15 protein-coding genes are annotated in these 19,864 nt (G+C 70.2%); 14 read left to right on the forward strand and 1 reads right to left on the reverse strand.

All coding sequences use genetic code 11. The features are described from left to right. Positions 1–216 precede the first annotated feature (216 nt). The 3 genes from PV410_RS06670 (at position 217) to clpX (ending at position 3,015) form a co-directional block, all read left to right on the forward strand. Positions 217–819, forward strand: coding sequence for an ATP-dependent Clp protease proteolytic subunit (locus tag PV410_RS06670; RefSeq protein WP_319156002.1), 603 nt, complete (start codon positions 217–219; stop codon positions 817–819). Positions 820–918: 99 nt separating this feature from the next. After that, positions 919–1,554 carry an ATP-dependent Clp protease proteolytic subunit gene (locus tag PV410_RS06675; protein ID WP_499516835.1) on the forward strand — a complete coding sequence of 212 codons (636 nt, stop codon included), beginning with the start codon at positions 919–921 and terminating at the stop codon, positions 1,552–1,554. A gap of 174 nt (positions 1,555–1,728) precedes the next feature. Continuing rightward, positions 1,729–3,015 (forward strand): ATP-dependent Clp protease ATP-binding subunit ClpX, encoded by a 1,287-nt coding sequence (gene clpX, locus PV410_RS06680; protein WP_329187895.1) that lies wholly within the window; start codon positions 1,729–1,731, stop codon positions 3,013–3,015. 67 nt (positions 3,016–3,082) lie between these two features. On the opposite strand, the gene PV410_RS06685 is transcribed toward clpX, so the two are convergent. Continuing rightward, positions 3,083–3,955, reverse strand: coding sequence for a hypothetical protein (locus PV410_RS06685; RefSeq protein WP_500322931.1), 873 nt, complete (start codon positions 3,953–3,955; stop codon positions 3,083–3,085). Positions 3,956–4,354: 399 nt separating this feature from the next. Between PV410_RS06685 and PV410_RS06690 the strand changes: the two genes are divergently transcribed. The 11 genes from PV410_RS06690 (at position 4,355) to PV410_RS06740 (ending at position 19,636) form a co-directional block, all read left to right on the forward strand. Further along, positions 4,355–6,991, forward strand: a complete 2,637-nt coding sequence (locus PV410_RS06690; protein WP_500322932.1) for a valine--tRNA ligase — start codon at positions 4,355–4,357, stop codon at positions 6,989–6,991. A gap of 127 nt (positions 6,992–7,118) precedes the next feature. Further along, the gene (gene folC / locus PV410_RS06695) at positions 7,119–8,603 is read left to right on the forward strand and encodes a bifunctional tetrahydrofolate synthase/dihydrofolate synthase (protein WP_500323055.1); all 1,485 of its coding nucleotides are present in this window, start codon (positions 7,119–7,121) and stop codon (positions 8,601–8,603) included. A 24-nt stretch (positions 8,604–8,627) separates the two neighbouring features. Continuing rightward, a complete protein-coding gene (locus PV410_RS06700) occupies positions 8,628–8,963 on the forward strand; it encodes a DUF4233 domain-containing protein (RefSeq protein ID WP_499511878.1) in 336 nt (111 codons plus the stop codon). A 96-nt stretch (positions 8,964–9,059) separates the two neighbouring features. Beyond that, positions 9,060–9,473 carry a nucleoside-diphosphate kinase gene (gene ndk, locus PV410_RS06705; protein WP_500322933.1) on the forward strand — a complete coding sequence of 138 codons (414 nt, stop codon included), beginning with the start codon at positions 9,060–9,062 and terminating at the stop codon, positions 9,471–9,473. Between the two features lie 315 nt (positions 9,474–9,788). Then, complete coding sequence (locus PV410_RS06710; RefSeq protein WP_499516833.1) at positions 9,789–10,808, forward strand: rod shape-determining protein; 1,020 nt, start codon at positions 9,789–9,791, stop codon at positions 10,806–10,808. Between the two features lie 122 nt (positions 10,809–10,930). Further along, the gene (gene mreC, locus PV410_RS06715) at positions 10,931–11,878 is read left to right on the forward strand and encodes a rod shape-determining protein MreC (RefSeq protein WP_500322934.1); all 948 of its coding nucleotides are present in this window, start codon (positions 10,931–10,933) and stop codon (positions 11,876–11,878) included. Then, positions 11,875–12,483: a rod shape-determining protein MreD gene (gene mreD, locus PV410_RS06720; protein ID WP_500322935.1), complete on the forward strand. Its 609-nt coding sequence runs from the start codon at positions 11,875–11,877 to the stop codon at positions 12,481–12,483. Before mreC ends, mreD begins: the two co-directional genes overlap by 4 nt. Positions 12,484–12,568: 85 nt before the next feature. Next, a complete protein-coding gene (mrdA, locus tag PV410_RS06725; protein ID WP_500322936.1) occupies positions 12,569–14,779 on the forward strand; it encodes a penicillin-binding protein 2 in 2,211 nt (736 codons plus the stop codon). Further along, a complete protein-coding gene (gene rodA / locus PV410_RS06730; RefSeq protein WP_500322937.1) occupies positions 14,776–15,972 on the forward strand; it encodes a rod shape-determining protein RodA in 1,197 nt (398 codons plus the stop codon). The genes mrdA and rodA overlap by 4 nt, the downstream gene beginning before the upstream one ends. 60 nt (positions 15,973–16,032) lie before the next feature. Further along, the gene (locus PV410_RS06735) at positions 16,033–17,568 is read left to right on the forward strand and encodes a CYTH and CHAD domain-containing protein (protein WP_500322938.1); all 1,536 of its coding nucleotides are present in this window, start codon (positions 16,033–16,035) and stop codon (positions 17,566–17,568) included. A 139-nt stretch (positions 17,569–17,707) separates the two neighbouring features. Further along, a complete protein-coding gene (locus tag PV410_RS06740; RefSeq protein WP_500322939.1) occupies positions 17,708–19,636 on the forward strand; it encodes a TIGR03960 family B12-binding radical SAM protein in 1,929 nt (642 codons plus the stop codon). Positions 19,637–19,864: the final 228 nt, after the last annotated feature.

Here is a 19,864-nt window from a genome sequence, read left to right on the forward strand (position 1 = left end):
GGGCCCGGACGACCAGTTCGTCCGGGCCCGTTCTGTTCGGTTTCGCTCTCCGCTTACACCCTGCCTGCGCTGACAGCGAACAGTTCCGCGTGGGGGATTGCTGGGCCCCACCTGCGCGTTAGGGTCCGTAAGTACGAGGGCCCGTGCCCTACGAGAAGACCCTGTGACGGCGTCCGCGCCGTCCGACAACGAGCAGGTGGATACGTGACGACTCCGATGCCTTCCGCCGCCGGCGAGCCGACCATCGGTGGCCTCGGCGACCAGGTCTACAACCGGCTGCTCGGCGAGCGGATCATCTTCCTCGGCCAGCCGGTGGACGACGACATCGCCAACAAGATCACCGCGCAGCTGCTCCTCCTTGCCGCCGAGCCGGACAAGGACATCTACCTCTACATCAACAGCCCCGGCGGTTCCGTGACGGCCGGCATGGCGATCTACGACACCATGCAGTTCATCAAGAACGACGTGGTCACCATCGCCATGGGCCTCGCGGCCTCCATGGGCCAGTTCCTGCTGACGGCCGGCACCCCCGGCAAGCGCTTCTCGCTGCCGAACACCGACATCCTGATGCACCAGCCCTCCGCCGGCCTCGCCGGCTCGGCCTCCGACATCAAGATCCACGCCGAGCAGCTGCTGCGCACGAAGAAGCGCATGGCCGAGCTCATCGCGGAGCACTCCGGCCAGAGCGTCGAGGCGATCACCCGTGACTCCGACCGCGACCGCTGGTTCTCCGCCGAGGCGGCCAAGGAGTACGGCCTGATCGACGACGTCATCACGCACGCCGTGAACGTGCCGGGCGGCGGCGGCACCGGGGCCTGACCGGGCCTGACGCCCGTACTGCCCCGCAGGACCGACCCCAGCCCACTGCTCATCTTCAGGACGGTGAACGTGACCACCCAGAACTTCCCCGGCAGCGGCATGTACGACCGCACGAACGCCGCCGAGGCCCGCTACGTGGTGCCGCGCTTCGTGGAGCGCACCTCGCAGGGCATCCGCGAGTACGACCCGTACGCGAAGCTCTTCGAGGAGCGCGTGATCTTCCTCGGGGTGCAGATCGACGACGCCTCCGCCAACGACGTCATGGCGCAGCTGCTGTGCCTGGAGTCGATGGACCCGGACCGCGACATCTCGGTCTACATCAACAGCCCCGGCGGCTCCTTCACGGCGCTGACGGCCATCTACGACACGATGCAGTTCGTGAAGCCCGACATCCAGACGGTCTGCATGGGCCAGGCGGCCTCCGCCGCGGCCGTGCTGCTCGCCGCCGGCACGCCCGGCAAGCGGATGGCGCTGCCGAACGCCCGCATCCTGATCCACCAGCCGTACAGCGAGACCGGCCGCGGCCAGGTCTCGGACCTGGAGATCGCCGCCAACGAGATCCTGCGGATGCGGGCCCAGCTGGAGGAGATGCTGGCCAAGCACTCCAGCACCCCGATCGAGAAGATCCGCGACGACATCGAGCGCGACAAGATCCTCACGGCCGAGGAGGCCCTCTCCTACGGTCTGGTCGACCAGATCGTCTCGACCCGCAAGGGTTCGGCGGTCGCGGTCTGACGCCCGGCAGGGCATTCTGCGACAAGAAGTCCCCTCTTGGAGCCGCGGGGTTGTGCAGGTCACGGCCCAGTAGCTCCAAGGGGGGCCCGCACTGGGGGCGCGGCAAGGTACCGTCGATAGGCAAGCACCAGGACTCGTCGAACTGACGGGACCCAGGCGAAGGGGAAGCACCTCGTGGCACGCATCGGTGACGGCGGCGATCTGCTCAAGTGCTCGTTCTGCGGAAAGAGCCAGAAGCAGGTGAAGAAGCTCATCGCAGGACCCGGTGTGTACATCTGCGACGAGTGCATCGACCTCTGCAACGAGATCATCGAGGAGGAGCTCGCAGAGTCCTCCGAGGTGCGGTGGGAGGACCTGCCGAAGCCGCGCGAGATCTACGAGTTCCTCGAGAGCTACGTCGTCGGCCAGGAGCCGGCGAAGAAGGCGCTCTCCGTGGCGGTCTACAACCACTACAAGCGGGTGCAGGCCGGCGAGAACGGCGGCGGCCGCGGCCACGACGACGGCATCGAGCTCGCCAAGTCCAACATCCTGCTGCTCGGTCCCACGGGCTCCGGCAAGACCCTGCTCGCCCAGACCCTGGCCCGGATGCTGAACGTGCCGTTCGCCATCGCGGACGCCACCGCGCTGACCGAGGCCGGGTACGTCGGCGAGGACGTCGAGAACATCCTGCTCAAGCTGATCCAGGCGGCCGACTACGACGTCAAGAAGGCCGAGACGGGGATCATCTACATCGACGAGATCGACAAGGTCGCCCGCAAGAGCGAGAACCCGTCGATCACCCGCGACGTCTCCGGCGAGGGCGTGCAGCAGGCGCTGCTGAAGATCCTGGAGGGCACCACCGCCTCGGTGCCGCCGCAGGGCGGGCGCAAGCACCCGCACCAGGAGTTCATCCAGATCGACACCACCAACGTGCTCTTCATCGTCGGCGGTGCCTTCGCCGGGCTGGAGAAGATCATCGAGTCACGGGCCGGCGCGAAGGGCATCGGTTTCGGCGCGACCATCCGCTCCAAGCGGGAGATCGACTCCGCCGACCAGTTCTCCGAGGTCATGCCGGAGGACCTGGTGAAGTTCGGCATGATCCCCGAGTTCATCGGCCGTCTGCCGGTCATCACCAGCGTGCACAACCTCGACCGTGAGGCGCTGCTGCAGATCCTGGTGGAGCCGCGCAACGCCCTGGTCAAGCAGTACCAGCGGCTCTTCGAGCTCGACGGTGTCGAGCTCGAGTTCGAGCGCGGCGCCCTGGAGGCCATCGCCGACCAGGCCATCCTCCGCCAGACCGGCGCCCGCGGCCTGCGCGCCATCATGGAGGAGGTGCTGATGTCGGTGATGTACGAGGTGCCCTCGCGCAAGGACGTCGCCCGCGTCGTCATCAGCGAGGACGTCGTCCACTCCAACGTGAACCCGACCCTGGTCCCGCGCGAGCCCCGCATCATCGGCAAGGGCGAGCAGAAGAGCGCGTAGCGCACCCCGGCACACGAAAGGGGGCGCCCGGCAGCTGCCGGGCGCCCCCTTCGCCGTACGGGGCGGGTCACTTTTTGACGCGGACCTCGTCGCGGATCTTCACGGTGCTGTCCGCCCACTCCGAGAGGGAGGGGGGCTCGGTGGCGCCGGTGATGTCGACGTTCATGTCCATGGCCATGGCGACCGTGCTGTCGTCGGCCCATGCGCAGTACGGGAAGCTGACCCCGGCCGAGCCGATCGTGCCGCACTTCATGATGTCGCCGTCGAAGCCCGTGGGGTGGACCTCCTTCGGGGCCTCGCCGCCGGAGCTGCCGGCCTTGGAGGTGAAGGCGGCGAGCATCTTGTCCAGCACGCTGCCCGGGTCGCTGACGTCACCGTAGGCGCCGGTGACGATCAGCTGCTCGGTGGCGCCCTTCTTGTAGTTTCCGGAGACCGTGGTGGCGTCGTCGATGCCGGTGTCGTCCCCGGTCTCGCCGTTGCTGAGTCCGGGGTCGTTGCCGGACTTGGTGTACTGACCGTCCAGCAGCGTGGCCGGCATGGCGAGCTTGTGGTCACCGCCGCTGCCGCCGCTGCCCGTGAGGGCGAGGATGCCGCCGCCTATGACCGCGACGGCGACCACGACGCCGACCACGATGCCGATGATCTTGCCCTTGCCCCCGGACGGCGGCGGCGGGGCACCCCAGGCGCCGGGCTGCTGACCGTAGGGACCCGGCTGCTGGGCGTACGGGCCGGACTGCTGACCGTACGGGCCGGGCTGCTGCGGGTAGCCGTAGCCAGGGGCCGGCTGCGGGGCCGTGGGCTGCTGCGGGTAGCCGTAGCCCGGTGCGGGCTGCTGGGGCGGGCCGGGCGGGACCGGTGGCTGCTGGGGGTGGCCGGGCTGGCCCCCGTAGCCAGGCTGGCCGCCGTAACCCGGCTGCGGCGGCGGCTGGTTGAAGCTCATCGGTGAGTCCCCTCGTTGAACTGCTGTCTCCTCGTACTCATCCTTGCGGATTGTTTAGGCCGTCTTTACACCGACGTCGTCAGGACTTGGTAACAAGACGGTGCAGATGCCCGGTTGATCACCCTGACCACCGGTGCGGACGGGTACCGCCGACCCGTCCGGTCTGCCGGTTTCCCGTCAGGAGTCGCTCGTCCGCCGGTGGTTCGGAGGCGGTGGCCCATCCCCGGGGACCGGCGGGGGTCTCCCGGCTCCCGGCACCACGCGCCCCCGGAACCGGACCGCGAGGGCCCCCGCCGGGCCCCGCGGCGGGCGCGCGTCCTCGGGGGCCCGTCCCCGCGTCTCGCGCCCGGGCACCGGCGGATTCGTAACGGGGCCCGCCCCGCCCGTAAACTGAGCGCCGTGACCGACAACACTCAGCAGGCCGCCGAGAGCGGACCGAACAGCGCGACCCCCGAACTGCCGACCCAGTACGCGCCGGCCGAGGTAGAGGGGCCCCTGTACGAGCGCTGGGTAGAGCGCGGTTACTTCGAGGCCGACGCCAAGAGCGACAAGAAGCCGTACACCATCGTCATCCCGCCGCCGAACGTCACCGGCAGCCTCCACCTGGGCCACGCCTTCGAGCACACGCTGATCGACGCCCTCACCCGCCGCAAGCGGATGCAGGGGTACGAGACGCTGTGGCAGCCCGGCATGGACCACGCCGGCATCGCCACGCAGAACGTCGTCGAGCGCGAGCTCGCCAAGGAGGGCAAGTCCCGCCACGACCTCGGCCGCGAGGCGTTCATCGAGCGCGTCTGGCAGTGGAAGGCGGAGTCCGGCGGGCAGATCTCCGGGCAGATGCGGCGCCTCGGTGACGGCGTGGCCTGGTCGCGTGAGCGCTTCACCATGGACGAGGGCCTGTCCAAGGCCGTCCAGACCATCTTCAAGAAGCTCTTCGACGACGAGCTCATCTACCGTGCCGAGCGCATCATCAACTGGTGCCCGCGCTGTCTGACGGCCATCTCGGACATCGAGGTCGAGTACCAGGACGACGACGGCGAGCTGGTCTCGATCCGCTACGGCGAGGGCGAGGACTCCATCGTCGTCGCGACGACCCGCGCCGAGACGATGCTCGGCGACACCGCCGTGGCCGTCCACCCGGAGGACGAGCGCTACCGGCACCTCGTCGGCCGCGAGATCGAGCTGCCGCTGACCGGCCGCCGCATCCCGGTCGTCGCCGACGAGCACGTCGACCCGCAGTTCGGCACGGGGGCCGTCAAGGTCACGCCCGCGCACGACCCGAACGACTTCGAGATCGGCCAGCGCCACGGTCTGCCGAACCTCGCCGTCATGGACGAGCGCGCGGTCATCACCGCGCACGGTCCCTTCCAGGGACTGGACCGGCTGGAGGCCCGCTCCGCCATCGTCGCCGCGCTGCGCGCCGAGGGCCGGATCGTCGCCGAGAAGCGCCCGTACGTCCACTCCGTCGGCCACTGCTCGCGCTGCAAGACCACCATCGAGCCGCGGTTGTCCATGCAGTGGTGGGTCAAGGTCGGCCCGCTGGCGAAGGCCGCAGGTGACGCCGTCCGCGACGGCAAGGTCAAGATCCACCCCCAGGAGATGGAGAAGAGGTACTTCGACTGGGTCGACAACCTCCACGACTGGTGCATCTCGCGCCAGCTGTGGTGGGGTCACCGCATCCCCGTCTGGTACGGACCGGACGGCGAGATCGTCTGCGTCGGTCCCGACGAGGAGCCCCCGGGCGGCGAGGGCTGGACCCAGGAGACCGATGTCCTCGACACCTGGTTCTCCTCCGGTCTGTGGCCGTTCTCCACGCTCGGCTGGCCCGAGGAGACCGAGAGCCTCGCGAAGTTCTATCCGAACTCCGTCCTGGTCACCGGGTACGACATCCTCTTCTTCTGGGTCGCCCGGATGATGATGTTCGGTCTCTACGCGATGGACGGCACCCCGCCGTTCCACACCATCGCCCTGCACGGCATGGTCCGCGACCAGTTCGGCAAGAAGATGTCGAAGTCCTTCGGCAACGCGGTCAACCCGCTGGACTGGATGGACACCTACGGCTCCGACGCGCTGCGCTTCACGCTCGCGCGCGGTGCCAACCCCGGCACCGACGTGCCGATCGGCGAGGACTGGGTCCAGGGCTCCCGCAACTTCACCAACAAGATCTGGAACGCCACGCGCTTCGCGCTGATGAACGGCGCCACGGTCGAGGGCGACCTGCCCGTGCCCGAGGAGATGTCGGCCACCGACCGCTGGATCCTGTCCCGGCTGAACGCCACGGTCGCCGAGGCCGACGCGCTCTACGACGACTACCAGTTCGCCAAGCTCAGCGACGTCCTGTTCCACTTCGCGTGGGACGAGGTCTTCGACTGGTACGTCGAGCTGTCCAAGACCACCTTCCTGGCGGGCGGCCGCCCGGCGGAGGTCTCCCGGCGCGTGCTGGGCGAGGTCCTGGACAAGCTACTGCGGCTGCTCCACCCGGTGGTCCCCTTCGTGACCGAGACGCTGTGGACCACGCTCACCGGGCGCGAGTCGGTCGTCATCGCCGACTGGCCGGCCGACTCCGGCTTCCGCGACGCGGCCGCCGAGAAGGAGATCGCGGCGGTGCAGTCGCTGGTCACCGAGGTCCGGCGGTTCCGCGCCGACCAGGGCCTGCAGCCGGGCCAGAAGGTCCCGGCCCGGCTCGACCTCGGCTCCACCGGCCTGGAGGCCCACGAGGCGGCGGTCCGCCAGCTGCTGCGCCTGCAGCCGGAGGGCGAGGGCTTCACCGCGACGGCGACCCTCCCGGTCGCGGGCGCGACGGTCGCGCTGGACCTCTCCGGGGCGATCGACGTCGACGCCGAGCGGAAGCGGCTCGCGAAGGACCTGGCCGCCGCCGAGAAGGAGAAGGCGCAGGCCACGGCGAAGCTGGGCAACGAGGCGTTCCTCGCGAAGGCACCGGAGCCCGTCGTCGCCAAGATCCGCACCCGCCTGGCGGCGGCCGAGGCGGACATGGCCCGCATCACCGCGCAGCTGTCCTCGCTGCCGCAGGGCTGACGCACCCGGGGTGGGCAGGCGGAAACGCCTGCCCACACCCCGGATCTACCTGGCCGCTTCGTACAATGTGGTCGTGAGCAACCCGCGCCCCGAGAACGACGAGCCCCTTTCCGACCCGCTGGCCGCGATGGGTCTGGGCGGCGACGAGGACGAAGCCGACATCGACCCCGGCCGCGAGGCCGACCTGGCGGTGATCGAGGCGGGCAGCCGTACCCTCCGGGCCGGAGGACCGGTGCCGCAGGACGACGGCGTCCCGGCCCGCCCCGCCGACCCGGAGGTCGACAAGGCCCTCCGCGAGGTCGAGGCGGAGCTGGCCGGCCGCTGGCCGGAGACGAAGCTGGAGCCGTCCCTGGACCGGATGACCGCGCTGATGGACATCCTGGGCGAGCCGCAGCGCTCCTACCCCTCGATCCACATCACCGGCACCAACGGCAAGACCAGCACCGCCCGCATGATCGAGCAGCTGCTGCTCGCCTTCGACCTGCGCACCGGCCGCTACACCAGCCCGCACGTGCAGTCCGTCACCGAGCGGATCAGCCTCGACGGCCGTCCCATCGCGCCGGAGAGCTTCATCGAGACGTACCGCGACCTCGAGCCGTACGTGGAGATGGTGGACGCCTCGCAGCCGTACCGGATGTCGTTCTTCGAGGTGCTGACCGGCATGGCGTACGCCGCCTTCGCCGACGCCCCGGTGGACGTGGCCGTCGTCGAGGTCGGCATGGGCGGCAGCTGGGACGCGACCAACGTGGTGGACGGCACGGTCGCCGTCGTGACCCCGATCGACCTGGACCACACCGACCGCCTGGGCGAGACGGCCGGCGAGATCGCGGTGGAGAAGAGCGGGATCGTCAAGAAGGACGCCACCGCTGTGCTGGCCCAGCAGCCCGTGGAGGCGGCCCAGGTGCTGCTGAAGCGGGCCGTCGAGGTGGACGCGACGGTCGCCCGGGAGGGCATGGAGTTCGGCGTCACGCACCGCGAGGTGGCCGTCGGCGGGCAGATGCTGACCCTGCGCGGTCTGGGCGGGGAGTACGAGCAGGTCTTCCTGCCGCTGCACGGTGAGCACCAGGCCCACAACGCGGCGGTGGCGCTCGCCGCGGTGGAGGCCTTCTTCGGCATCGGCACCCTGCACGCCCGCACCCTGGACGTCGACACCGTCCGCACCGCCTTCGCGGGCGTCACCTCGCCGGGCCGGCTGGAGGTCGTGCGCCGCAGCCCCGCCGTGGTGCTGGACGCGGCGCACAACCCGGCGGGGGCCCGGGCGGCGGCCGCCGCGCTGGGTGAGGCCTTCGGTTTCACCCACCTGGTGGGCGTGGTCGGGCCGAGCGGCGACAAGGACGTACGGGGGTTGCTGGAGGCCTTCGAGCCGGTCTTCACCGAGGTCGTGGTGACCCAGAACTCCACCCACCGCGCCATGGACGTGGACGAGCTGGCCGCGCTCGCGGTCGAGGTCTTCGGCGACGAGCGTGTGCAGGTCGAGCCGCGGCTGGACGACGCGATCGAGGCGGCCGTGACGCTCGCCGAGGATCAGGGGGAGTACTCCGGCGCCGGGGTGCTGATCACCGGTTCGGTGATCACCGTGGGAGAGGCCCGGCTGCTGCTGGGCCGGAAGTGACGAGCGGGAAGCGGAACCAAGCGGATGCGGACCCTGTGCGCGAGCACCCTGATCGGTGAGTTCTTCGTGATCGGCTTCGCCGGTCTGGTGGCGATGAAGCAGCCGGAGCTGACGGCCGGCACGGTATGGACGGTCAGCGGCATCGCCATGGCCCTGTGCGTGCTGCTGTGCGGCATGCTCGGGCGCCGCGGCGGGCTGGCCGTCGGCTGGCTGCTGCAGGCCGGGCTGATCGTGAGCGGCTTCGCCGTCCCGGTGATGTTCTTCCTCGGCGCGGTCTTCGCCGCCCTGTGGTGGGCCGCCGTCCACTTCGGCCGGAAGGTCGACGAGGCCAAGGCGGCGCGGGCCGCGCAGCCGGCCTGATCGCACGCCTCGTGCCCTGGACCCAGGGGGTGCCGTGGGCCGTGGGGATCCCCGGTAATGTCGTCGTACCCGCACCCCGCACATAGGAGTCACACCGTGTCCCAGCGCACCCTCGTCCTTCTCAAGCCGGACGCCGTACGTCGCGGCCTGGTCGGCGAGATCCTCGGCCGCATCGAGCGCAAGGCGGGCTGGAGCATCACCGCGCTGGAACTGCGCACGCTCGACCGCGCGATCCTCGAACAGCACTACGCCGAGCACGTCGGCCGTCCCTTCTACGAGCCGCTGGTGGAGTTCATGGCCTCCGGCCCTGCCGTCGCCCTCGTCGTCGAGGGCGAGCGGGTCATCGAGGGACTGCGCACGCTGGCCGGCCCGACCGACCCGATCGCCGCCGACCCCGGTTCGATCCGCGGCGACTTCGGCACGATCGTCCGGGAGAACCTGATCCACGCCTCGGACTCCGAGGAGTCCGCCGAGCGCGAGATCAAGATCTTCTTCCCCGGCCTGGCCTGATCCTCCGCGACGATTCGCCCCGAATTCACTGCTGACGCCCGATCAGCTCAACGGGCGGCCGGAAATTTCCCGGCCGCCCGCAGGCATATGCCGGGGGTTCGGGGGAACCAATTCCGCCGACACGGCGTCACCATTGCAGAGGACAGCTGTGTGTTCTGATGACAATGGCGGCGGAACCCTGACCCCGTGCCCTGTCGGGCGCGACTACCATGGAATCTCCGCACCTCCGGCTCAGCGCACAGCAGCGCATCCGCCGTGCTCACCCCCACATCGCTCCAGCTCGGGAAGGCCAGACGTATCCTCATGGCGAACAACATGTCGTTCATCGGCCGTGACATGGCTGTCGACCTCGGCACCGCCAACACGCTGGTGTACGTCAGGGGTCGCGGGATCGTCCTCAACGAGCCATCCGTCGTCGCCATCAACACCAATACGGGCGGCATCCTGGCGGTCGGCTCCGAAGCGAAGAAGATGATCGGCCGGACCCCCGGCAACATCGTCGCGGTCCGTCCTCTCAAGGACGGGGTGATCGCGGACTTCGAGATCACCGAGCGCATGCTGCGCTACTTCATCCTCAAGATCCACAAGCGCCGTTACCTTGCGCGCCCCCGCGTCGTGGTCTGCGTGCCCTCCGGCATCACCGGCGTCGAGCGCCGCGCCGTCATCGAGGCGGCCACCCAGGCCGGCGCGCGCCAGGTGCACATCATCGAGGAGCCCATGGCCGCCGCGATCGGCGCCGGGCTCCCGGTCCACGAGGCGACCGGCAACATGGTCGTCGACATCGGCGGCGGCACCACCGAGGTCGCCGTCATCTCGCTCGGCGGCATCGTCACCGCGCAGTCCATCCGGGTGGCGGGCGACGAGCTGGACAACGCCATCATCCAGCACATCAAGAAGGAGTACAGCCTCCTGCTGGGCGAGCGCACCGCGGAATCGATCAAGCTCACCATCGGCTCGGCCTTCGCGGTCGAGAACGAGGAGCACACCGAGATCCGCGGCCGCGACCTGGTCTCCGGCCTGCCCAAGACGGTGGTCATCTCCGCAGCCGAGGTGCGCAAGGCGATCGAGGAGCCGGTCAACGCCATCGTCGACGCGGTCAAGACGACCCTCGACAAGTGCCCGCCCGAGCTGTCCGGCGACATCATGGACCGCGGCATCGTCCTGGCCGGCGGCGGTGCGATGCTGCGCGGCCTGGACGAACGGCTGCGCCACGAGACCGGCATGCCGATCCATATCGCCGAGTCCCCGCTGGACTGCGTGGCCCTCGGCGCCGGCAAGTGCGTCGAGGAGTTCGAGGCGCTGCAGCAGGTCCTGGACGCACAGCCGCGCAGATGAGTCCTCACGATCCGTCGTACGGGTGAAGTCCCGCCCGTACGCCGGATCGTTCTACCTCCCGGCACGGCCCATCGGGCCCACGGGCTCACACGCTCTGACGAGGAAGGCACGGACTGGCCCCCGTGAGGGACACACGAGAGAGCCGGCTTCTGCTGGTACTGCTGGTGGCGATCGCTTTCGCGCTGATCACCGTCGACATCCGCGGCGGTGAGGACTCACCGCTCGACGGCGCCCGGTCCGCCGCGGCCGCCGTCTTCGGCCCCGTCGAGGACGGGGTCGCGGCCGCGGTCGACCCGGTGGACAACGCGGTGGACGCGGTACGCGACTCCGGCGACCGCAGCAGCCGCATCAGCGAACTGGAGCGGGAGAACGCCGAGCTGAAGCAGCAGCTCGGCAGCAAGGACGTCACGCGCGAGCGGGCCCGCGAACTCGACAAGCTGCTCAAGCTCGCCGGAGCCGGTCAGTACCGGGTCAAGGGCGCGCAGGTCATCGCGATAGGAGCCGCCCAGGGCTTCTCCTGGACGGTCACCATCGACTCCGGCGCCAACGACGGCATCCAGCGCGACATGACGGTCGTCAACGGTGACGGCCTGGTCGGCCGGGTCACCACCGTCGGCCCCTCCACCTCGACCGTCCTGCTCGCCTGCGACCCGGACTTCACGGTCGGCACCCGGCTGGAGAAGTCCTCGGAGCTCGGCTTCGCCACCGGCCAGGGCAACCGGCCGATGCGGGTGCAGCTCCTCAACGGCAAGGCCCACGTGAAGAAGGGCTCCCGGCTGGTCACCTTCGGCTCGCAGGCGGACAAGCCCTTCGTCCCCGGCGTGCCGGTCGGCACGGTCGCCAAGGTCGACCCCGCGGGCGGCGGCCTCACCCGCACGGTCGAGGTCACCCCGTTCGTCGGCTTCACCAAGCTCGACATCGTCGGCGTCGTCGTCCAGGGCCCGCGCAAGGACCCGCGTGACGCGGTGCTGCCCGCCGGGCCGAAGCCGGTCCCGACGGTCACCGTCACGGCGACGCCCAGTGTGAGCCCCTCTCAGTCCTCGCTCTACGGACAGGAGGAGGTCCGATGAAGCGCGCGCTGCTCGCCACCGGCCTCGTCGTCGCCGGCATGGTCGTCCAGGTCTGCGTCCTGGCCCGCCTCCACCTGCCCGGCGCCGTCCCCGACCTGCTGCTGCTCGTCGTCCTCGGCCTCGCACTGACGTACGGCCACGTGGCCGGCTGCCTCATCGGCTTCGGCGCCGGCCTGCTCGCCGACCTCGCCCCGCCCGCCGACCACGCCGCCGGCCGCTACGCCCTGGTGCTGTGCGTCGTCGGCTACATCGCGGGCCTGGTCAAGCCCGACGGCGGTCAGCTGCGGTCGGCCACCCGGCCGATGCTGGTCGTGGTGGGCGCCGCCGTCGGCTCCACGGTGCTGTACGCGGCCGTGGGCGCCCTCGTGGGCGACACCGCGGCCCAGCACGTCGGCCTGGGCAAGCTGCTGTTCACCGCCGCCCTGTACGACCTGCTGCTCGCGCCGTTCACCGTGCCGTGGATCATGGCACTGGCCCGCCGGTACCAGGGCGACCCGCTCGGGGAGGACGCCTCCGGCCCCGGCTTCGGCGCACGCATCGGCGGCCAGCGTTCGAGCCTTCTGGGCAGGGTGGGGAGCGTCGCCAAGGGAGGGCGGCGCTTGTGAGCGACGCACGCGAGGCCGCCGGGCCGCGGCCGACGACGAAGCGCGCGGTGTCGTGCCGAGCGGGCGGAGAAGCGGGAGTGGCGGCGTGAGCAACATCCCTGAGACGGGGCGGACGCCGCGGGTCACGATCCGGCTGGTGGTCCTGCAGATCCTCGTCCTGTCCCTGCTGTTCACCCTCGGCGGGCGGCTGTGGTTCCTGCAGATCCGCAACGGCCAGGAGTACACGGCGCAGGCCAACAGCAACAACGTCCAGGAGGTCGTCGCGCCCGCCGTCCGCGGGTCGATCCTGGACGACAAGGGCGTGGCGCTCGCCGACAACGAGACCCGGCTGGTGGTCTCCGCGAGCCGCACCGACCTGCTGAAGCAGAAGGACGACGGCAAGGCGGTGCTGACCCGGCTCGCCGACGTGCTGCACATGAAGCCGGAAGAGGTCCTGGGCAAGGTCCGGCTCTGCGACTCGCAGACCCCCAAGCCGTGCTGGAACGGCTCGCCGTACCAGCCGATCCCGATCACCGACGAGGCCACCACCCAGCAGGCGCTGCAGATCATGGAGCGCCGTGAGGACTTCCCCGGCATCACCGCCGAGCCCACCGCGGTGCGCCGCTACACCTCCCCCTTCGGGTCCAACACCTCCCAGGTCCTCGGCTACCTCTCGCCCGTCACGGACGACGAGCTGACCGCCGCGGAGAAGAAGGGCCAGTCCCTGCTGCGCTCGGACCAGATCGGCCGTTCGGGCCTGGAGCGCACCTACGACAGCGAGCTGCGCGGCAAGGCCGGCGTCACCCGCTACGAGGTGGACAACCTCGGCCGGGTCATCGGCAAGGCGGGCGAGACCGCCGCGGAGCCCGGCAGCCACCTGGTCACCAGCATCGACGCCCGCGTCCAGAGGGTCGCCGAGAAGGAGCTCGACGAGGCGATGAAGGTCGCCCGGAAGACCTTCGACAAGGTCACCGGTAGCCTCTACAAGGCGGACTCCGGCGCGGTCGTCGTCATGGACGTGCACACCGGCCAGGTCATCGCGATGGCCAGCGCGCCCACCTACGACCCGAACGTCTGGGTCGGCGGCATCTCCGCCAAGGACTACGCCAAGCTGACGGGCAAGAAGTCCAACTTCCCGCTGCTCAACAGGGCCATACAGGGTCAGTCGGCCCCCGGCTCGACCTTCAAGGCGATCTCCACCTCGGCCGCCGTGAAGGCCGGCTACGACATCAACGGGCGCTACCCCTGCCCGTCGTCGATGACCATCGGCGGCCGGGTCTTCAACAACTTCGAAGGGGAGAGCGCGGGCTCCATCACCCTCGCGCACGCCCTGGAGATCTCCTGCGACACCGTCTTCTACGGCCTGTCGTACGACCAGTGGCTGAAGGACGGCGGCACCAAGCCCAAGAAGCACCCCAAGGACTGGTTCTACAAGACCGCCAAGGAGTACGGCCTCGGCTCGGTGACCGGCATCGACCTGCCCTCCGAGGTGACCGGCCGGATCCCGGACCGGCAGTGGAAGCGGGACTACTACGAGGCCAACAAGAACTACTGGTGCAAGGTCGCCAAGAGCGACAAGCAGGACTACGCGAGCCAGATCGCGCGCGAGAACTGCGTCGACGGCTACGTGATGCGCGCCGGTGACTCGGTCAACTACGCCATCGGCCAGGGCGACACGCTCGTCACCCCGATCCAGATGGCCAACATCTACTCGGCCATCTCCAACGGCGGCACGCTCTACCAGCCCACCATCGGCAAGGCGATCATCAGCGCCGACGGCAAGAAGGTCACCCGGATCAAGCCGAAGGTGAACGGGCACGCGCCGGCCACCAAGAACACGCTGAAGTACATCAACGAGGCCCTGGAGGGCGTCGTCACGCACGGTACGGCCGCGTGGCGGTTCGGCGGCTGGCCGCAGGACAAGATCCCGCTGCACGCCAAGACCGGTACCGCGGAGGTCGCCGGCAAGCAGACCACGTCGTGGTTCACGACGTACAGCAAGGACTACGCGATCGTCATGACGATCTCCCAGGGTGGTACCGGTTCCGGTGGTTCCGGTCCGGCCGTCCGCAAGATCTACGAGGCGATGTACGGCGTCCAGGAGGACGGGTCGATCGACAACAAGAAGGCGCTGCTCCCGCACCCCTTGAGCAAGCTGCCGAAGATCGATTCCGACGGCACCATCAAGATCACCAAGGCCTCCTGGGCCGACGTGCCGCAGGTGCCCTCCGCGCCGCGGGACACGGCGCTGGCCGCCGCCGCGCTGCCCCCGGAGCGCACCGAGAAGCTCCTGCTGGGCAGGAGGTACTGGTCATGAGCGCGCACGGCTACGCGACGCGTCGCTTCACCCCGGAACGCGGCACCCTGGGCAAGCTCCTGGCCCGGGACTCGATACTGCGCCGGATGGACTGGCTGCTGCTCGGCGCCGCCCTCGCGCTGTCCCTGATCGGCACGGCGCTGGTGTTCTCCGCGACGCGCAACCGCACCGAGCTCACCCACGGGGACCCGTACTACTTCCTGCTGCGGCACATCCTCAACACCGCCATCGGCTTCGCCCTCGCCGCCGGCACGGTGGCGCTGGGCCACCGGCGGCTGCGGGGCGCGGTGCCGGTGCTCTACGCCATCTCGGTGCTGCTGGTGACCGCGGTCCTCACCCCGCTGGGGTCCACGGTCAACGGCGCGCACGCCTGGATCGTGCTGGGCGGCGGCTTCTCCCTGCAGCCGTCCGAGTTCACCAAGATCACCATCATCCTGGGCATGGCGATGATGCTGTCCGCCCGCGTCGACGCGGGCGACCGGCTCTTCCCCGACCACCGCACGGTCGCCCAGTCGCTCGGCTTCGCCATACTGCCGATGGCGATCGTCATGCTGATGCCCGACCTCGGCTCGGTCATGGTGATGGCGGTCATCGTGCTCGGCGTGCTGCTGGCCTCCGGCGCCTCCAACCGCTGGGTCCTCGGCCTGATCGCGGCGGGCGCCGGCGGCGCCATCGCGGTCTGGCAGCTCGGCGTCCTGGACCAGTACCAGATCGACCGCTTCGCCGCCTTCGCCAACCCCGCCCTCGACCCCGCGGGCGTCGGCTACAACACCAACCAGGCGCGCATCGCCATCGGCTCCGGCGGGCTGCTCGGCAAGGGCCTGTTCGACGGCAGCCAGACCACCGGGCAGTTCGTGCCCGAGCAGCAGACCGACTTCGTCTTCACCGTGGCGGGGGAGGAGCTCGGCTTCGTCGGGGCGGCCCTGATCATCGTGCTGCTGGGCGTGATCATGTGGCGCGGCTGCCGCGTCGCCCGGAACGCCACCGACCTGTACGGCACGATCATCGCGGCCGGCATCGTCGCCTGGTTCGCCTTCCAGTCCTTCGAGAACATCGGCATGACCCTCGGCATCATGCCCGTGGCGGGTCTGCCGCTGCCGTTCGTCTCGTACGGCGGATCGTCGATGTTCGCGGTCTGGATCGCCATCGGGCTGCTGCAGGCCATCCACATGAAGCGGCCCATGTCGGCCTGACCCCTTCCACCGGGTGAACGCACCATTGCGGCCGGGCGAACCCGCGATTAGGTTCCTGACATGGGGAAGCGTGTCGCGGAGACCGAGCGCAAGTACGAGGCCGCCGAGCAGACCGGTGAGCCCGATCTCGAAGGTCTGCCCGGGGTCGCGGCGGTGCGCGTCCTGGAACCGGCCGAGCTGGACGCCGTCTACGTCGACACCTCCGACCTGCGGCTGGCCACCCACAAGATCACGCTGCGGCGCCGCACCGGCGGCGACGACGCTGGCTGGCACCTGAAACTGCCGAGCTCACAGGCCGACACCCGCACCGAGGTGCACGCGCCGCTCGGCAAGCAGGGCCGCAAGGGCGGCCCCAGGGTCCCCAAGTCGCTGCTCGCCGAGGTCGCCGCGATCGTCCGCGACCGCGAGCTCGTCCCGGTCGTCCGGCTGCGCAACACCCGCAAGCGGGTGCACCTCGTCGACGCCGGGGGCGCACCCCTGGTGGAGATCGCCCACGACCACGTCCGGGCCACCCTCATCGACCACGGCGACGGTTCGGAGACCGCCTGGACCGAGGTCGAGACCGAACTCATCGACGGCGACACCGCCCTCCTCGACGCCGTCGAGAAGCGGCTCCGTGCGGCGGGCCTGCGGCGCTCGAAGTCCCCCTCGAAGCTCGCCCGCGCCCTCGGAAAGCGCCTGGCCGACGCACCCGGGCCGCCGCAGCCGCCGCCCTCCACCGACACCGCCGGGGACGTCGCCCTGGCCTACGTGCACCAGCAGGTCGCCGCGATCACCGGCTGGGACCCGGAGGTCCGCCGCGACGAACCGGACTCCGTCCACCAGATGCGGGTCTCCACCCGGCGGCTGCGCAGCGCCTTCAAGTCCTTCCGCCGCGAACTCGACCGCGAGGCGACCGACCCCGTCGGCGACGAGCTGAAGTGGCTCGCCGGGGTGCTGGGCCTGGAACGCGACCGCGAGGTCCTCGCCGAGCGCCTCCGCGACCGCGAGGCCGAACTGCCGGAGGAACTCGTGACGGAGGTCCTCACCGCGCGCATCGGCGGCGACGCCCCCGTCCACGAGGGCGCCCGCAAGGAACTCCTGCGCGAACTCGGCGGCAGGCGCTACTTCCGGCTCCTGGACACCCTGGAGTCACTGCTCGCCGACCCGCCCCTGCTCGACGCGGCCGCGGCCCCGGCGACCGACGCCGTCCCCAAGGCCGTGCGCCGCGACCACCGACGGCTGCGCACCCGTGTCGAGTCGGCCCTGGAGATGGAACCAGGCCACGAGCGCGACCTCGTCCTCCACGACGCCCGCAAGGCCGCCAAGCGGGCCCGCTACAGCAGTGAGGCGGCCCAGGCCGTCCCGGCGCTGCGCAAGCCCGCCAAGAAGCACACCAAGCGCATGAAGGCCGTCCAGCAGCTCCTCGGCGAGCACCAGGACAGCGTCATCTGCCGCGACGCCGTCCTCCGCCTCACCTCGGACGCCCGCGAGGCCGGCGAGGACACCTTCGCCTACGGCGTGCTCTACCAGCTCGAACGCGACCGCGCCGCCGCCGCCGAGCGGCAGCTCCCGCAGGAGTGGCCCCGGGCCGACCGCGGCACGCTGGCCGGCTGAGCCGGGCCCGGGACGGCCACCACCGCGCCGCCGCGTCCCGGAGCGCCCGGGCCGGGCGCCGCGCGGACGCGGCCTGGAAGCCCTCTGTGACGCGTTACGCTGAATGGTCACCCTTGCCAGCTCACGAAAGACACCTCTGATGCCTGTCGAGTCGGTCTTCCCCCAGCTCGAGGCCCTGCTGCCGCATGTGCAGAAGCCGATCCAGTACGTCGGCGGGGAACTGAACTCCACCGTCAAGCCCTGGGACGAGTGCGACGTCCGTTGGTCCCTGATGTACCCGGACGCCTACGAGGTCGGGCTGCCCAACCAGGGCGTCATGATCCTCTACGAGGTGCTGAACGAGCGCGAGGGGGTCCTCGCCGAGCGCACCTACAGCGTGTGGCCGGACCTCGAGGCGCTGATGCGCGAACACGGCGTGCCGCAGTTCACCGTGGACGCCCACCGCCCGGTCAGAGCCTTCGACGTCTTCGGCCTCAGCTTCTCCACGGAGCTCGGTTACACCAACATGCTCACGGCCCTGGACCTCGCGGGCATCCCGCTGGAGGCCCGGGACCGGACCGAGGACGACCCGATCGTGCTCGCCGGCGGCCACGCGGCCTTCAACCCGGAGCCCATCGCGGACTTCCTGGACGCCGCCGTGATCGGCGACGGCGAGCAGGCCGTCCTGGAGATCACCGACGTGATCCGCGCCTGGAAGGCCGAGGGGCGCCCCGGCGGCCGCGACGAGCTGCTGTTCCGGCTGGCCCGCACCGGCGGGGTGTACGTGCCGAAGTTCTACGACGTGGAGTACCTGGCCGACGGCCGGATCGCCCGCGTCGTCCCCAACCGCTCCGGCGTGCCGTGGCGGGTGTCCAAGCACACCGTCATGGACCTCGACGAGTGGCCGTACCCCAAGCAGCCGCTGGTCCCGCTCGCGGAGACGGTCCACGAGCGCATGTCCGTGGAGATCTTCCGCGGCTGCACCCGCGGCTGCCGCTTCTGCCAGGCCGGCATGATCACCCGCCCGGTGCGGGAGCGCAGCATCACCGGCATCGGCGAGATGGTCGACAAGGGCCTGAAGGCCACCGGATTCGAGGAGGTCGGCCTGCTGTCGCTCTCCTCCGCCGACCACACCGAGATCGCCGAGGTGGCCAAGGGCCTCGCCGACCGGTACGAGGAGGACAAGATCGGCCTGTCCCTCCCCTCCACCCGCGTCGACGCCTTCAACATCGACCTGGCCAACGAGCTGACCCGCAACGGCCGCCGGTCCGGTCTCACCTTCGCCCCCGAGGGCGGCTCCGAGCGCATCCGCAAGGTCATCAACAAGATGGTCTCGGAGGAGGACCTGATCCGCACCGTCGCCACCGCCTACGGCAACGGCTGGCGCCAGGTGAAGCTGTACTTCATGTGCGGGCTGCCCACCGAGACCGACGAGGACGTCCTGCAGATCGCCGACATGGCGAAGAACGTCATCCAGAAGGGCCGCGAGGTCACCGGCCAGAACGACATCCGCTGCACCGTGTCGATCGGCGGGTTCGTGCCCAAGCCGCACACCCCGTTCCAGTGGGCCCCGCAGCTCGGCGTCGAGGAGACCGACGCCCGCCTGGAGAAGCTGCGCGACGCCATCCGCGGCGACCGCAAGTACGGCCGCAACATCGGCTTCCGCTACCACGACGGCAAGCCCGGCATCATCGAGGGCCTGCTCTCCCGCGGCGACCGCCGCGTCGGCGCCGTCATCCGCGCCGTCTACGAGGACGGCGGCCGCTTCGACGGCTGGCGCGAGCACTTCTCCTACGACCGCTGGGCCCGCATGTGCGAGAAGGCGCTCCCGGAGCAGGGCGTCGACCTCGACTGGTACACCACCCGGGAGCGCACCTACGAGGAGGTCCTGCCCTGGGACCACCTGGATTCCGGCCTGGACAAGGACTGGCTCTGGGAGGACTGGCAGGACGCCCTCGACGAGACCGAGGTCGACGACTGCCGCTGGACGCCGTGCTTCGATTGCGGGGTGTGTCCCCAGATGGACACCCACATCCAGATCGGCCCGACGGGGAAGAAGCTGCTTCCCCTCACGGTGGTCAATTCCTGATCACGTTTGCCCCAGGCCCCGCCGCCGTCCCCTGCCCGGGGCCGGCGGCGGGGCCTCGGAGTTCTTCGTTCCGGTGGGGTCCGGGCGCGGCGTGACGCCCACCTCATGCCCGCCGGTGGGCTCTGGCCATGGGATACCCTTTTTGTAGCCTGCATTCATGGGAGAGACGGTTCCCGTGCACCTCGCGGTCATCGTGTAGCCGAGCGTGGCTCCGGACGACCGCAAATC

Origin of the sequence: Streptomyces sp. PA03-5A, assembly GCF_033792725.1 — a bacterium.
Taxonomy (GTDB): Bacteria; Actinomycetota; Actinomycetes; order Streptomycetales; family Streptomycetaceae; genus Actinacidiphila.

Bases quoted from the DNA above. Each gene is read 5' to 3' on its own strand.
- PV410_RS06670 (WP_319156002.1), top strand. From the start codon at position 217: ATGCCTTCCGCCGCCGGCGAGCCGACCATCGGTGGCCTCGGCGACCAG.
- PV410_RS06675 (WP_499516835.1), top strand. From the start codon at position 919: ATGTACGACCGCACGAACGCCGCCGAGGCCCGCTACGTGGTGCCGCGC.
- PV410_RS06685 (WP_500322931.1), bottom strand. From the start codon at position 3,955: ATGAGCTTCAACCAGCCGCCGCCGCAGCCGGGTTACGGCGGCCAGCCT.
- folC (WP_500323055.1), top strand. From the start codon at position 7,119: ATGGGTCTGGGCGGCGACGAGGACGAAGCCGACATCGACCCCGGCCGC.
- PV410_RS06700 (WP_499511878.1), top strand. From the start codon at position 8,628: ATGCGGACCCTGTGCGCGAGCACCCTGATCGGTGAGTTCTTCGTGATC.
- PV410_RS06710 (WP_499516833.1), top strand. From the start codon at position 9,789: ATGTCGTTCATCGGCCGTGACATGGCTGTCGACCTCGGCACCGCCAAC.
- mreD (WP_500322935.1), top strand. From the start codon at position 11,875: ATGAAGCGCGCGCTGCTCGCCACCGGCCTCGTCGTCGCCGGCATGGTC.
- rodA (WP_500322937.1), top strand. From the start codon at position 14,776: ATGAGCGCGCACGGCTACGCGACGCGTCGCTTCACCCCGGAACGCGGC.
- PV410_RS06735 (WP_500322938.1), top strand. From the start codon at position 16,033: ATGGGGAAGCGTGTCGCGGAGACCGAGCGCAAGTACGAGGCCGCCGAG.
- PV410_RS06740 (WP_500322939.1), top strand. From the start codon at position 17,708: ATGCCTGTCGAGTCGGTCTTCCCCCAGCTCGAGGCCCTGCTGCCGCAT.